14 protein-coding genes are annotated in these 14430 nt (G+C 63.9%); 13 read left to right on the forward strand and 1 reads right to left on the reverse strand.

All coding sequences use genetic code 11. From position 1 onward, the window contains the following. Positions 1-181 precede the first annotated feature (181 nt). From BLV47_RS30365 to pcaC, 9 genes are all read left to right on the forward strand, one after another. Positions 182-1039: a CoA transferase subunit A gene (locus BLV47_RS30365; protein ID WP_092320237.1), complete on the forward strand. Its 858-nt coding sequence runs from the start codon at positions 182-184 to the stop codon at positions 1037-1039. Then, positions 1039-1818 (forward strand): CoA-transferase subunit beta, encoded by a 780-nt coding sequence (locus BLV47_RS30370; protein ID WP_092320238.1) that lies wholly within the window; start codon positions 1039-1041, stop codon positions 1816-1818. The genes BLV47_RS30365 and BLV47_RS30370 overlap by 1 nt, the downstream gene beginning before the upstream one ends. Next, entirely contained in the window at positions 1815-3020 is a 1206-nt protein-coding gene (gene pcaF, locus BLV47_RS30375; protein ID WP_208605332.1) for a 3-oxoadipyl-CoA thiolase, read from the forward strand. Before BLV47_RS30370 ends, pcaF begins: the two co-directional genes overlap by 4 nt. A 36-nt stretch (positions 3021-3056) precedes the next feature. Further along, on the forward strand, positions 3057-3761 hold the full coding sequence (pcaH, locus tag BLV47_RS30380; protein ID WP_092320240.1) for a protocatechuate 3,4-dioxygenase subunit beta: 705 nt from the start codon (positions 3057-3059) through the stop codon (positions 3759-3761). A gap of 1 nt (position 3762) precedes the next feature. Beyond that, a complete protein-coding gene (gene pcaG / locus BLV47_RS30385) occupies positions 3763-4329 on the forward strand; it encodes a protocatechuate 3,4-dioxygenase subunit alpha (protein ID WP_092320241.1) in 567 nt (188 codons plus the stop codon). Between the two features lie 103 nt (positions 4330-4432). Continuing rightward, positions 4433-5728, forward strand: a complete 1296-nt coding sequence (locus BLV47_RS30390; RefSeq protein WP_092320242.1) for an MFS family transporter — start codon at positions 4433-4435, stop codon at positions 5726-5728. Positions 5729-5776: 48 nt separating this feature from the next. Next, positions 5777-7141, forward strand: coding sequence for a 3-carboxy-cis,cis-muconate cycloisomerase (locus tag BLV47_RS30395; protein WP_092320243.1), 1365 nt, complete (start codon positions 5777-5779; stop codon positions 7139-7141). 11 nt (positions 7142-7152) lie between these two features. After that, the gene (pcaD, locus tag BLV47_RS30400; protein WP_092320244.1) at positions 7153-7941 is read left to right on the forward strand and encodes a 3-oxoadipate enol-lactonase; all 789 of its coding nucleotides are present in this window, start codon (positions 7153-7155) and stop codon (positions 7939-7941) included. A 22-nt stretch (positions 7942-7963) separates the two neighbouring features. Continuing rightward, positions 7964-8356: a 4-carboxymuconolactone decarboxylase gene (gene pcaC, locus BLV47_RS30405; protein WP_060837883.1), complete on the forward strand. Its 393-nt coding sequence runs from the start codon at positions 7964-7966 to the stop codon at positions 8354-8356. Positions 8357-8543: 187 nt separating this feature from the next. Here pcaC and BLV47_RS30410 read toward each other — a convergent pair whose 3' ends face one another. Next, positions 8544-9806: an OprD family porin gene (locus BLV47_RS30410; protein WP_092320245.1), complete on the reverse strand. Its 1263-nt coding sequence runs from the start codon at positions 9804-9806 to the stop codon at positions 8544-8546. 609 nt (positions 9807-10415) lie between these two features. Between BLV47_RS30410 and BLV47_RS30415 the strand changes: the two genes are divergently transcribed. The 4 genes from BLV47_RS30415 (at position 10416) to BLV47_RS30430 (ending at position 14392) form a co-directional block, all read left to right on the forward strand. Further along, positions 10416-10673, forward strand: coding sequence for an Os1348 family RiPP precursor (locus BLV47_RS30415; protein ID WP_016965124.1), 258 nt, complete (start codon positions 10416-10418; stop codon positions 10671-10673). A 93-nt stretch (positions 10674-10766) separates the two neighbouring features. Further along, the gene (locus tag BLV47_RS30420) at positions 10767-11237 is read left to right on the forward strand and encodes a GNAT family N-acetyltransferase (protein WP_244168972.1); all 471 of its coding nucleotides are present in this window, start codon (positions 10767-10769) and stop codon (positions 11235-11237) included. A 20-nt stretch (positions 11238-11257) separates the two neighbouring features. Continuing rightward, on the forward strand, positions 11258-12424 hold the full coding sequence (locus tag BLV47_RS30425; protein ID WP_092320246.1) for an aKG-HExxH-type peptide beta-hydroxylase: 1167 nt from the start codon (positions 11258-11260) through the stop codon (positions 12422-12424). Between the two features lie 15 nt (positions 12425-12439). After that, a complete protein-coding gene (locus BLV47_RS30430) occupies positions 12440-14392 on the forward strand; it encodes a multinuclear nonheme iron-dependent oxidase (protein WP_092320247.1) in 1953 nt (650 codons plus the stop codon). Positions 14393-14430 lie beyond the last annotated feature (38 nt).

Below are 14430 nucleotides of genomic sequence, written 5' to 3' on the forward strand. Positions count from 1 at the left end.
AAGGCTGTTTTGGGGTTGCAGAGGGGTAATCGATAGCCCTGCAACAATCTGTTCGATAATCGAACGCTCAGTCGATTATCGGATTGTTTGGGGTCTGGCTCCCGCTTAATCTTCAGTCACTGCGGCGCGCCCAGAGCGCCTTTTTCTCCAGTCGCTGAATAACAATCGGGGGACCCCATCCATGGCTGAAATCCTTTCGCTGCACGACGCGGTGAAGCAATTCGTCAACGACGGCGACACCGTCGCGCTCGAAGGCTTCACCCACCTGATTCCTACGGCCGCAGGTCATGAAATCATCCGCCAGGGCAAGAAAGACCTGACCCTGGTGCGCATGACTCCTGACCTGATCTACGACCAGTTGATCGGTGCCGGTTGCGCTCGCAAGCTGATTTTCTCCTGGGGCGGTAACCCGGGCGTGGGCTCCCTGCATCGCCTGCGCGATGCCGTGGAAAAACAGTGGCCACAGCCGCTGGAAATCGAAGAGCACAGCCACGCCGACCTGGCCAACGCCTATGTCGCCGGCGCCTCGGGCCTGCCGTTCGCCGTGTTGCGAGCCTACGCCGGCTCCGACCTGCCCAAGGTCAACCCGCTGATCAAGACCGTGACCTGTCCCTTCACCGGCGAAGTGCTGGCCGCGGTGCCTTCGGTACGCCCCGATGTCACGGTGATCCACGCGCAGAAAGCCGACCGCAGGGGCAACGTCCTGCTGTGGGGGATCCTCGGGGTGCAGAAAGAGGCCGCCCTGGCCGCCAAGCGCTGCATCGTCACCGTCGAGGAAATCGTCGACGACCTGAACGCCCCGATGAACGCCTGCGTGCTGCCGACCTGGGCCCTGAGCGCGGTCTGCCATGTGCCGGGTGGTGCCCATCCGTCCTACGCCCACGGCTACTCCGAGCGTGACAATCGTTTCTACCAGGCCTGGGATCCGATCGCCCGCGACCGTGAAACCTTCACCGCCTGGATCAACGAATACATCCGCGGCAGTGCCGACTTCAGCGAATTCCAGGCCAAGCTGGCCGCAGCTTCGGAGGCCCAGTAATGAACTACTCCACCAATGAAATGATGACCGTGGCCGCGGCCCGTCGCCTGCAGAACGGCTCGGTGTGCTTCGTCGGCATCGGCCTGCCGTCCAAGGCTGCCAACCTGGCACGCCTGACCTCGTCGCCAGACGTGGTACTGATCTACGAATCCGGCCCGATCGGCGCCAAGCCCAGCGTGCTGCCGCTGTCCATTGGCGACGGCGAGCTGGCGGAAACCGCCGATACCGTGGTGCCTACCGGCGAGATCTTCCGCTACTGGCTGCAGGGCGGACGCATCGACGTGGGTTTCCTCGGTGCGGCCCAGGTCGACCGTTTCGGCAACATCAACACCACCGTGGTTGGTGATTACCACCGACCCAAGGTGCGCCTGCCGGGTGCCGGCGGTGCTCCGGAAATCGCCGGCTCGGCGAAAAGCGTGCTGATCATCCTCAAGCAGTCGTCCCGTTCCTTTGTCGACAAGCTGGACTTCATCACCTCCGTCGGGCACGGCGAGGGCGGCGACTCGCGCAAGCGCCTGGGCCTGCCCGGCGCCGGTCCGGTGGGGATCATCACCGACCTGTGCATCATGGAGCCGGAAGCCGGCACCCACGAATTCATCGTCACCTCGCTGCATCCGGGCGTGACCCGCGAGCAGGTGGTGGCTGCCACCGGCTGGGCGATCCGCTTTGCCGAGCAAGTGGCCGAAACGACCGCCCCCACCGAAGTCGAACTGACCGCCCTGCGTGACCTGGAAGCGCGCACTGCCGCGGCCCATGGCCAAGCGCCTGGAGAAGCCTGATGCGTGACGTATTCATCTGCGATGCCATTCGTACCCCCATCGGCCGTTTTGGCGGTGGCCTTTCTGCCGTCCGTGCCGACGACCTCGCGGCAGTGCCGATCAAGGCGCTGATGGAGCGCAATCCGGGCGTGGACTGGAACGCGCTGGACGAGGTGTTCCTCGGCTGCGCCAACCAGGCCGGCGAGGACAACCGCAACGTTGCGCGCATGGCGCTGCTGCTGGCGGGCCTGCCGGACAGCGTGCCCGGTGTCACCCTCAATCGTCTCTGCGCCTCGGGCCTGGACGCCATCGGCACCGCGTTCCGCGCCATCGCCAGCGGCGAGATGGAGCTGGCGATTGCCGGCGGTGTCGAGTCCATGTCCCGCGCGCCCTTTGTCATGGGCAAGGCCGACAGCGCCTTCTCGCGCAACATGAAGCTGGAAGACACCACCATCGGCTGGCGTTTCATCAACCCGCTGATGAAGGCCCAGTACGGTGTGGACGCCATGCCGCAGACCGCGGACAACGTGGCCGACGACTATCAGGTGTCCCGCGCCGACCAGGACGCCTTCGCCCTGCGCAGCCAGCAGCGCACCGCCGCGGCCCAGGCCGCCGGGTTCTTCGCCGAGGAAATCGTTCCGGTGCGCATCGCCCACAAGAAGGGCGAGACAGTGGTTGAGCAGGACGAACATCCGCGTGCCGACACCACCCTGGAAACCCTGGGCAAGCTCAAGCCGGTCAACGGCCCGGACAAGACCGTTACCGCCGGCAACGCCTCCGGGGTCAACGACGGCGCCGCGGCGCTGATCCTGGCATCGGCCGAGGCGGTCAAGCAACACGGCCTGACCCCGCGTGCGCGGGTGCTGGGCATGGCCAGCGCTGGTGTAGCGCCGCGGGTGATGGGCATTGGCCCGGTGCCGGCGGTGCGCAAGTTGATCGAACGCCTGGGCGTGGCGGTCAGCGATTTCGACGTGATCGAGCTCAACGAAGCCTTCGCCAGCCAGGGCCTGGCGGTGCTGCGCGAGCTGGGCCTGGCGGACGATGCGCCACAGGTCAACCCCAATGGCGGCGCCATTGCCCTGGGCCATCCACTGGGCATGAGTGGTGCGCGCCTGGTGCTGACGGCCCTGCATCAGCTGGAAAAGAGCGGCGGTAAAAAAGGCCTGGCCACCATGTGCGTGGGTGTCGGCCAAGGGCTGGCGTTGGCCATCGAGCGGGTCTGAGCGCCTGCTTATATAAGAAGAGAACGAGGAACCACCATGAGTGACAAGCCCGGTTACCGGCGCCCGCAAGCGGGCACTCAGCCTGATTATCTGCACCCGGCCTACCAGTCGACCAACACCCGCTCGCCGTCCAAGCCGCTGGTGTTCCTGCCCCATTCGCTGTCGGAAATCACCGGCCCGAGCATCGGTGCCGAATCGATCCGGGAACGGGACAACGACCTGACCGCGCAGCACGCAGGCCAGCCACAGGGCGAGCGGATCATCATCCACGGCCGCGTGCTGGACGAAAACGGCCTGCCGCTGCCGGGCATCCTGGTGGAGATCTGGCAGGCCAACGCCGCCGGTCGCTACAACCACGACCGCGACCTGCACGACGCGCCGCTGGATCCGAACTTCACCGGCACCGGGCGCACCGTGACCGATGCCGACGGCTGGTATCAGTTCCAGACCATCAAGCCCGGCGCCTACCCCTGGGGTAACCATCACAATGCCTGGCGTCCGGCGCATATCCATTTCTCGCTGTTCGGCCCGAGCATCCTCACCCGCCTGGTGACCCAGATATATTTCCCCGGCGACCCGCTGCTGGAATATGACCCGATCTACAACTGCGTGCCGGACACCCGCGCCAAGGAACGCCTGATCGCCAGTTTCGACCTGGAGAAAACCATCCCTTCCTACGCCCTCGGTTACCGTTGGGACATCGTTCTGCGCGGCCGCGATGCCACGCCGATGGAGAAATGACATGAGCCTGACCGCGACTACCTCCCACACCGTCGGCCCCTACTACCACATTGGCCTGACCTGGCTGAACCGCGAAGACCTGACCGAGGAAGGCACCCAGGGCGAGCGGGTGGCAATCACCGGCCAGGTGGTGGATGGCAACGGCCACTTCGTCAACGACGCCATGCTGGAAGTCTGGCAGGCCAATGCCGCCGGCAAGTACCGCCACCCGGAAGATCAGCAGGACAAGCCCCTGGATCCGCACTTCCAGGGTTTTGGCCGAGTGCCGGTGGACGCCGAAGGGCGCTTTCGCTTCACCACCATCAAGCCGGGTACGGTGCCGGGCCTCAAGGGCTCGACCCAGGCTCCGCACCTGGTGGTGCTGGTGTTTGCCCGTGGCCTGGTCAAGCACCTGCTGACCCGTATCTACTTCGACGGCGAGCCGGCCAACGCCGCCGATCCGTTGCTGGCCTGCGTGCCCGAGGGGCGCCGCGACACCTTGCTGGCCAAGGCCGATGCCGCCGGTCACTACCAGTGGAACGTGATTCTCCAGGGGACCGACGCCGAAACCGTGTTCTTTGATTACTGACCCGGCCTGCGGTGACCGCCGCCGCAGCAGGGCACTCTCCACGGGGAACGGGAGTGTTGCCAGGTGTGTCTAGACTCACACTGTCCCCCACGAGTGAAAAATCATGACAACAAGCACAAGTCACTACACCGCAGAGGAGCGCAGCAAAAGGATCTTTGCCATTGTCGGTGCCTCCTCCGGCAACCTGGTGGAATGGTTCGACTTCTACGTCTATGCCTTTTGCGCCATCTACTTCGCCCCGGCGTTTTTCCCCTCCGACGATCCCACGGTGCAGTTGCTCAACACCGCCGGGGTGTTCGCCGCCGGCTTTTTGATGCGGCCCATCGGCGGCTGGCTGTTCGGCCGGGTTGCCGACCGCCACGGACGCAAGAACTCGATGATGATCTCGGTGCTGATGATGTGCGCCGGTTCCCTGGTCATCGCCTTTTTGCCGACCTACGCCAGCATCGGTGCCTGGGCGCCGTTCCTGCTGCTGGTGGCGCGCCTGTTCCAGGGCCTGTCGGTGGGCGGTGAATATGGCACCACCGCTACCTACATGAGTGAAGTGGCGCTCAAGGGCCAGCGCGGGTTCTTCGCCTCATTCCAGTACGTGACCCTGATCGGCGGGCAACTGCTGGCGGTGTCGGTGCTGGTGGTGCTCCAGCAGTTTCTCGATGAGGCCGCGCTCAAGGCCTGGGGCTGGCGCATTCCGTTCGTGATTGGCGCCATCGCCGCGCTGATCTCGCTGTTGCTGCGCCGTTCGCTGAAGGAAACCACCAGCAAGGAGATACGCGAGAACAAGGACGCCGGCAGCGTTGCCGCGCTGTTCAAGCATCACTCGGCGGCCTTTATCACGGTGCTCGGCTACACCGCCGGTGGCTCGCTGATTTTCTACACCTTCACCACCTACATGCAGAAGTACCTGGTGAACACAGCGGGCATGCACGCCAAGACCGCCAGCTACATCATGACCGGCGCGCTGTTCCTCTATATGTGCATGCAGCCGCTGTTCGGCATGCTGGCGGACAAGATCGGCCGGCGTAATTCCATGCTCTGGTTCGGCGCCCTGGGTACGCTGTTCACCGTGCCGATCCTGCTGACCCTGAAGACCGTTACTAGTCCGTTCCTGGCCTTTGTGCTGATCACCCTGGCCCTGGCCATCGTCAGTTTCTACACCTCCATCAGCGGCCTGGTGAAGGCCGAGATGTTCCCGCCACAAGTGCGCGCGCTGGGGGTGGGCTTGGCGTATGCGGTGGCCAATGCGATCTTCGGTGGCTCGGCGGAATGGGTTGCCCTGAACTTCAAGAACATGGGCATGGAAAACACCTTCTACTGGTACGTCACGGCGATGATGGCGATCGCTTTCCTGTTCAGCCTGCGCCTGCCGAAACAGGCGGCCTACCTGCACCACGATCTTTGACCTGTGTGCCTGCGCCCGACTCGGGCGCAGGCCTGCTAAGGACTGTTTATGACCCTGACTGCGAGCAACCAGTTGTTCGATGCCTACTTCACTGCCCGGGAAATGCGCGGCGTGTTCTGCGACCAGGGGCGGGTCCAGGCCATGCTCGACTTCGAGGCGGCCCTGGCTCGGGCCGAGGCGCGGATCGGGCTGATCCCGCAGCGCGCCGTGGCCCCTATCGAGGCGGCCTGCCGGGCTCAACTCTATGATTTTCAGGCTCTGGGTGAGGCGATTGCCACGGCCGGCAATTCGGCGATTCCCCTGGTCAAGGCCTTGGGCAAGCAGATCGCCCGCAGCGATGGTGAGGCCGAACGTTATGTGCACCTGGGCGCCACCAGCCAGGACGTGATGGACAGCGGGCTGGTGCTGCAATTGCGCGCTGCGGTGCAGTTGCTGGAGCAGGATCTGTTGCGCCTGGGTGAGCTGCTGGCGGCCCAGGCCAAGCGCCATGCCGACACGCCCCTGGCCGGTCGCACCTGGCTGCAGCACGCGACGCCGGTGACCCTGGGGATGAAGATCGCCGGTTGGCTGGGGGCCGTGACCCGCAGCCGCGAGCGCCTGCAACAACTCAAGCCGCGCCTGCTGGTGCTGCAGTTCGGCGGTGCTTCCGGAACCCTCGCGGCCCTCGGCGAGCAGGCCCTGCCGATTGCCCGGGCCCTGGCCGAGGAGCTGCAGTTGGGCCTGCCGGAACAGCCCTGGCATACCCAGCGCGACCGTCTGGTGGAGTTCGCCTCGGTGCTGGGCCTGCTGGCCGGCAGCCTGGGCAAGCTGGGGCGTGATATCAGCCTGCTGATGCAGACCGAGGCGGCGGAGGTCTTCGAGCCGGCGGCGCCGGGCAAGGGCGGTTCGTCCACCATGCCGCACAAGCGCAACCCGGTGGGCGCAGCGGTATTGATCAGCGCCGCGACCCGGGTTCCTGGCCTCTTGGCGACGATGTTCGCCGCCATGCCCCAGGAGCACGAGCGCAGCCTCGGCCTGTGGCACGCCGAATGGGAAACCCTGCCGGAGATCTGCTGCCTGGTGTCCGGGGCGCTGCAGCAAGCCTTGCTGGTGGCCGAAGGGCTGCAGGTCGACAGCGCCCGCATGGCGCGCAACCTCGACCTGACCCGGGGCCTGGTCCTGGCCGAAGCGGTGAGCATTGAACTGGCCCAGCGCCTGGGCCGGGAAACCGCCCATCACCTGTTGGAACAATGCTGCAAGCGTGCGGTGGAGGAACAACGCCATCTGCGCGAGGTATTGGCAGACGATGCCCGGGTCAGCGCCGAGCTGTCGGCGCCAGAGCTGGATCGTCTGATGGATCCGGCGCATTACCTCGGTCAGGCCCAGGCCTGGGTCGAGCGCGCCGTGGCTGAACATTTTGCCTTGAAGGCCTGAAGGAGACTGCTGTGGGATTCGTGAAACTCGCCGAGGGCGATCTGCACTATCAACTCGAAGGACCAGAGGGGGCGCCGGTACTGGTGCTGTCCAACTCCCTGGGCACCGACCTGCACATGTGGGACAAGCAGATGGCGGCCTTTACCCGGCACTTCCGGGTGTTGCGCATGGACACCCGCGGCCATGGCCGTTCGCTGGTCAGCGAGGGGCCCTACAGCATCGAGCAACTGGGCCGGGATGTGCTGGCGTTGCTCGATGCCCTGGATATCCCGCGTGCGCATTTCTGCGGCCTGTCCATGGGCGGCCTGATCGGCCAGTGGCTGGGGATCAATGCCGGCGAGCGTTTGCACAAACTGGTGGTGTGCAACACCGCCGCCAAGATCGGTGATCCCTCGGTATGGAACCCGCGGATCGAGACGGTGCTGCGTGACGGCCCGGCGGCCATGGTGGCACTGCGTGATGCCTCCATCGCCCGCTGGTTTACCGCCGACTTTGCCGAGGCCCACCCTGACCAGGCCAAGCTGATCACCGACATGCTCGCCGCCACTTCGCCCCAGGGCTATGCCGCCAACTGCGCGGCGGTGCGCGATGCGGATTTTCGCGAGCAACTGGGCGCGATCAAGGTGCCGACCCTGGTGATTGTCGGCAGCGACGACGCGGTGACCCCGCCCTCCGGCGGCCGCTTCATTGAGCAGCACGTGGCCGGCGCCGAGTACGCCGAGTTCTATGCCGCGCACCTGTCCAACGTCCAGGCCGGCGACGCGTTCAGCGCCCGTGTCGTGGAATTCCTGCTGGCCTGAGCACTGATTCGAGGAGCCCCTTGTGGACGAGAAACAACGTTATGACGCCGGCATGCAGGTGCGCCGCGCGGTATTGGGCGATGCCCATGTCGACCGCAGCCTGAATGCCCTGAACGAGTTCAACTCGGAATTCCAGGAAATGATCACCCGCCACGCCTGGGGTGATATCTGGACCCGTCCGGGCCTGCCGCGGCACACCCGCAGCCTGATCACCATCGCCATGCTGATCGGCATGAACCGCAACGAAGAGCTCAAGCTGCACCTGCGGGCTGCCGCCAACAATGGCGTGAGCCGTGGCGAGATCAAGGAAGTGATCATGCAGAGCGCGATCTACTGCGGCATCCCGGCAGCCAATGCCACCTTCCACCTGGCCGAATCGGTGTGGGACGAACTGGGCACCGAGTCGCGCCTCTAGGCATTCGACTTGTCGGCGAAGAGGGGCCGTTCATCATTGCGCGGCGTCTTTGTTCGCGAGCAAGCTCGCTCCTACCAGAAGCGGATGTTGTTGTAGGAGCCGGCTTGCCGGCGAAGGAGCCCGTCGATGTGGGGTGGCGAGCAAGCACGCTCCTGCAGGAGCGTGCTTGCGCTCGCGGTGAGGCGTTTTACAGCAGGCTCAGCGGATAGCTGACGATCAGGCGGTTTTCGTCGAACTCGTTGTTGCTGAAATCCCGGCGCATGGTGGAGTTGCGCCATTTCAGGTTGAGGTTCTTCAGCGTGCCGCTCTGCACCGTGTAGCCCAGCTCGCTTTCCCGGCCCCACTCCTTGCCGTCGCTGACCGTGGCGGTGTGCACGTTGCTGCCGCTGATGTAGCGGTTCATCAGGGTCAGGCCTGGCACGCCGAGGGCGGCGAAGTTGTAGTCATGGCGCAGTTGCCAGGATTTTTCCTGGGCGTTGTCGTAGCTGGCGTTGAAGCTGTCGTTGGCCAGGGTGCCGCCGCTGGTGCCGTTGACCCGCATCCAGGCGCTGGGGCCGGTGAGTTTCTGCAGGCCGACGTAGAAGGTGTTGCCGCCGTACTTGGCCGAGAACAGGCCGGACCAGGTGCGGTTTTCCAGATCGCCGGCACGGGCGCTGCCGTCTTCCTTGCCGTAGAAGAAGCCCAGGTTGGCGCCCAGGGTCCAGTCGCCCAGCGGCTGGGTGTGGATCAGGTTGACGAACTGCTGGCGGTAGATGTCCTTGAGCTGGGCGTTCCACAGGGCGACCTGGGTGCGCTTGTCGTTGAAGGCGTATTCGGCGCCCTGGAAGTTGAAGCGGTCGGAAGTGAAGGCCGCTTTGCCGAACATCGTCATGTCATTCATGCTGCTGTCGTCGCGCGGGCTGTTGGCGCGGAACTGGCCGCCATAGAGCGTCAGGCCGGCGATTTCCCTGGAGGTGATCTGGCCGCCGCGGAAGGTCTGCGGCAGCGAGCGACCGTCATCGGAACGCAGGATCGGCAGCACCGGCATCCACTCGCCGACCTTGACTTCGGTCTGCGACAACCGGGCCTTGAACGCGACCCCCAGGCGTCCGAAGTTGTCCGCCGGGCGGCCGTCGTGGTCCAGGGGCAGCAACTGGGTGCCACCGGTGCCCTTGCCACCGTCGAGTTTCAGTGAGTACAGGCCCAGCACATCCATGCCGAACCCCACGGTGCCCTGGGTGAACCCCGACTTGGCGTCGAGGATGAAGCTCTGGGTCCACTCTTCGGCCTTGCCCTGGGCCTTGGTCGGGTTGGTGAAGTTGCGGTTGATGTAGAAGTTGCGCAGGTTCAGGTTGGCCTGGGCGTCTTCGAAAAAGCCTGATTCTTCGGCCCCTGCCGGCAGGGCGAGGCTGGTCAACGCCACCGCCAGAAGGCAGGGCACGAGGTGTTGTGGCGGGGTGATTGGCTTCATGTGTCGGTCTCTCTAATTGTTAGGGGCGCAGCAACGCACTGCCGGCAAGAATCTGCGGACAACGTGCAATACCTGGAAGGTGCAGCGGGTGGGATCAGCCGGAGCGGGCAGGGCGTGGGGGCATGACATCGAACCTGTTGTTATTGGTGTGTTCGGGTGCCGGGAATGGTGCGTCGCCCCCCAGGGGCGATCAATTGGCGAATGGCGGTTTTGGGCGATTAACGAACACTTATCGAGTCCGTTGCAGGGGCTCGGACAGCCCCGGGATTGCTGTTGAATCCAGGGGTTGCCCGCGTTGCTCAATCGGGCGTGGTCCTTGTGCTGTATATCTGGCGCGCCACAGATTCACTAAAAGTGTTTATTGCTTTGGTTGTAAGCCATTGTCCGCAAGTGGCGTACTTGTATAAAAGATATAGGAGTAATCGCCAGTTAAACTTTAAATTCGGTGTTATCTATTATCGTAAAAAGGTTTAAGCGAAAACTTTGCCTGTGCTGGAAATGCAGACTCTCCTTGCTATATTGAAATTCCTCAGGGCGAATAGGGATAAGTTGTAAGTTTCGTCAGGAGAAAGGTTGTTATCGTGCTTTCAATATATAAGGAGAAATACCATGAGTACGAAAGTCAATCAGGAGCGCCTTGCATCAGTAGTCGGCCGTGCACTTCTGGATAAGGACTTCGCGGCGCAGTTGCATCAGGATCCTGAAGCGGCCGCCAAAGGCATCGGCGTGCACCTGAGTGCTACCGAAGTGGGCGCCGTGAAAAGTATCGACACGGCAAAACTGACCAGTGCCGGGTCGGCCATTCGCGACAAGATCGGTGTCGCGGCGATCTTTGACACTCAACAGCAACAGGCGCGAATGGACTGAGTGGGACCTGTGCAATCCGCTGTGGCGCATTCAAGTCTGCATGAGTGCGACACAGCGGAATCGGGATTCAAGTTCACATTGGAGTGCCGGTCCGTGTCCATCAGCCTGGTGTCGATGCAGGAAGCCGACTTCGAGCGTTTCGCCCGGCGAGCCCTCGAGGAGTATGCCGCCGGCATGGTGGCCGCCGGTGAATGGCCGCCGGAGCAGGCCTCGTTCCAGGCGGCGGAGGTGTTCCGCCAGTTGCTTCCGCAGGGGCGCCTGAGCCCGCGCAACCACCTGTGGCGGGCGCTGTATGCCGGGCGGGCGGTGGGCGAGTTGTGGATCGCCGAACGTCAGGCCGGTTCCCGACGGATTGCCTTCATCCTCGATCTCTATATCGAGCCGATCGAACGTCGCCGGGGTTACGCCAGGCAGACGCTGCTGGCCGGTGAGTCGCTGGCGCGCCAGTGGGGCTGTGATGAAATGCGTTTGCATGTCTTCGGTCGCAACCTTGAAGCGCGTCGTCTTTATGAACTGCTGGGCTATGAAGTCGCCAGCCTGACGATGAGCAAGCCCTTGCCGTGAACTTTAGGGATGGTTGAACCATGGACAGTGTTAACAGCAAACAAGCGGAACTTTCCATCGACGAGTTGTTTAAGGGCACTACTTTTCTTGCGGACAGCGAAACGCAACGCTTTCTCCAGTTGCAGGAACAAGTCGCGAAGAATCGCTATACGATGTTTGTCGCGTTATATGCGGAACTGTCGAAGTTGTTTGTTGCGGATTCTGCGTTGCGGCTGTTTTTCAAAATGGCGCTGGATATTATTCTATCGCCGGAAAGTGTCCGTGATTCACTGATCGCGCATCCGGTATTTCAGATCTGGAGCGTGCTGACATTTCGCGATGTCAACTATCTATTGACTGGCAAGACTCTGGACGACGGTGAAGTCAAAGCCAGGCTGCTGGAATTTCCCCAAGTGCTGCAACGGATTGAAGCTACGCAGCAGGCACGGCCCGATGAACAATACCCGCCGGTGTATCGCTTCGATGTCGATCCGCTGATCACTCAGGTCACGCACCCCAGTTATGACTACCCGCCAGACGACGGGACCCGGCGTCAGTTGGAGCGCACGGGTTATTCCAAAGAGTTTTTCCGGGATGTCATGCAGCTGGCCTTGCAGCGGATCAAGCACACCTGGCCGGCCTGTCATGAACAGTGGCAGGTGCTGGTCAAGGCCGTGTGCTACTTGCCCGACGGCGGGTTTCGCAGCTGCTCCGCGTCCCGCTATACCGGGGTGATCCTGCTGTCGAGCCGGGATCACTCGATACTCGATCTGGAGGAATCGCTGGTGCATGAGGCGACTCACCAACTGCTGTACAACGTGGTCGAAGTCGCCGCGGTGGTTGAGCCCCAGGCTTCGCGGGAGGCCCAGTACACCCTGCCCTGGTCGGGGCAGCAGCGGGACTTATATGGCTATTTCCATGCTTTTTACGTCTATATCGCCCTGGTCAAGTACCTGGAACGGGTCCGCGACCGTCCAGCGCAGGAGATGCGCCGGGCCGAGCAACGCCTGCTGTTCATCCTGCGGGGCTTGAGCAAGGCGCAGGCGGATTTTGCCAGCGCCCCGGGTTTTACCGCGCAGGGGCGGGAACTGTTGGGCAATCTGCTGCAGGAGGTGCACCGCCTGGAGCGCCGCCATGCCGGTTTGCTGATTCGGGATGCGGACGCGGGTGCCAGCGCTGGTGCCGCGACCTTGCACATGACGGCCTGAGCCGGGGAGGCGGACATGCAAGACTTCGACTCTTCGCGTTTCCCCGACGCCGGGGTGGGCCTGGAATACCATTTGCCGCCGGGCGCCGGGAGCGGTGCGGTCGGGCTCGATCCCAGCCTCGAGCGGATTCAGGCTGAAGGGCTGCCGTACTTCGATTACCTGGAGTTTCAGCCCACCCACTGCATCCTGCAGCCGCGTTTGACCGAGCTGGGCGGACAGGTGCCGGTGCTGCTGCACTCGTCGAGCCTGTCCCTGGGCAGCGTCGGCATCGAGATGGACCGGGAGTTCCTGCACATGACCCGTCGCCTGTGCCAGCGGACCGCCTCGCCGTGGCTGGCGGAGCACATTTCCTGGTCACGCTTTCAAGGCGGTGATACCCAGCATTTCATCCTGCCAAGCCTGGCTCGGGAAGTGGCCGATACGGTGGTGGCCAACGCCATCGAACTGCAGGCCTTCACCGGCACCCCGCTGGTGCTGGAGAACGCGCCACGGCTGTTTGCCATGGACATTGGCCAGGAACTGTCCGAGGGCGGATTCATTTGCAGCGTGGTGGAGCGCAGCCACAGCGGCTTTCTTCTGGACCTGGACAGCGCCATCTGCACTGCCCGGGCCCTGGGCTACGACCTGCGCGAGTACTTGCGGTCACTGCCGCTCAAGCGCCTGATCGAGGTGCATGTCGGCGATCCGCGACGGGACTGGGACATCCTGCGGCAGTTGTTCGGCCATGGGCCGCTCAAGGCGGTCACCATCGAGTGGGACATCGCCGATCGCGCCGGCGATCCAGAGCTGGCGGCGCTGATCCGCGAGATCAAGGCGCTGCGGCCCGAGCCGCTGTTCTGGCAGGCCGGCACCCTGGCCGAAGCTCCGGCACCGGCGGCCAGCCCGCTGGATGGCCAGACCCTGCTGCAATTGCGCGCGGGCACCTGGCTGGGCATCGACCGGGACCGCTTTACCCTGTGGGATCGACGGCGGGCCCTGGACCTGGAGCTGGCGATACAGCTGCTGCCGCTGGTCCGGCATTTTCTCTGTCCGCGAACCCTGGACAGCGCGCTGCTGCTCCCCGGTGCGCTGGAAGACCCCAGCCTGGCGCTGCTTCAGGACTTGATCGCCCGGGGGCTGCTGCAGCCCGTGGACGAGCAGGCTCCGGGGCCCTCCGAGCCTGAGGCGGCCGGCGATATCTGGAGTCACTGGCAGGTCGCGCTGGATTTCTACCTGGGGACACGCACGCAAACCGCCACGCCCTACCTCAGCGTGGCGCAGATGGAGGAGCAACTGGCCGGCAAGGCGCTGCAGCAGCGCCAGCCGTCGGCGTTCAAGGACTACTTTTCCCATCCGTTCCAGGCCCTGGACAATCCCTTGCTGGCACCGCCCGTGCTGTTCGAGCAGCCGCAGTTGCTGGAGGTGCTGGCCCGTCGCCAGACCTGCCGGACCTTCGACGGGGCCCCCATTAGCGCCCAGCAGTTGTCGGCGCTGCTGTATTACACCTGGGGAGCGAGTCAGATGCGGCGCAACCCCATGGGGGATTTCTTCCTGAAGAAAACCTCGGCGTCCGGGGGCTCCCTGCATGCCATCGAGGTCTATCCGCTCCTGCTCAATGTGCAGGGCCTGGAGGCCGGCCTGTATCACTACTCGGTGCGGCGACACGGGCTTGAACTGCTGTCGCGCGAGGATCCCAGGTCCTGGGTCGGTGCGGCCTGCGGCGACCAGAGCTGGATCGAGCAGGCTTCGGTGCTGTTCCTCTCCACCGCCTGCCTGCAGCGCCTGGCCTGGAAGTACCCGGGCAGCCGGGCCTTGCGGGTGGCCTTGATGGACTGCGGTCATCTGAGCCAGAGCTTCGCCCTGGTGGCGACGGCCCTGGGGCTCAGGAGTTGCACCACGGCCGCCCTGCGCGACGAGACTTTCGAAACCCGCCTGGGCCTGGACTATATGCGTGAGCCGGTGTTCTTGCTCAACGGGGTGGGCGGCTGAGGGGCGCAGGCATAAAAAAACCCACCATGAGGTGGGTT

The organism is Pseudomonas saponiphila (assembly GCF_900105185.1).
Classification (GTDB): Bacteria; Pseudomonadota; Gammaproteobacteria; order Pseudomonadales; family Pseudomonadaceae; genus Aquipseudomonas; species Aquipseudomonas saponiphila.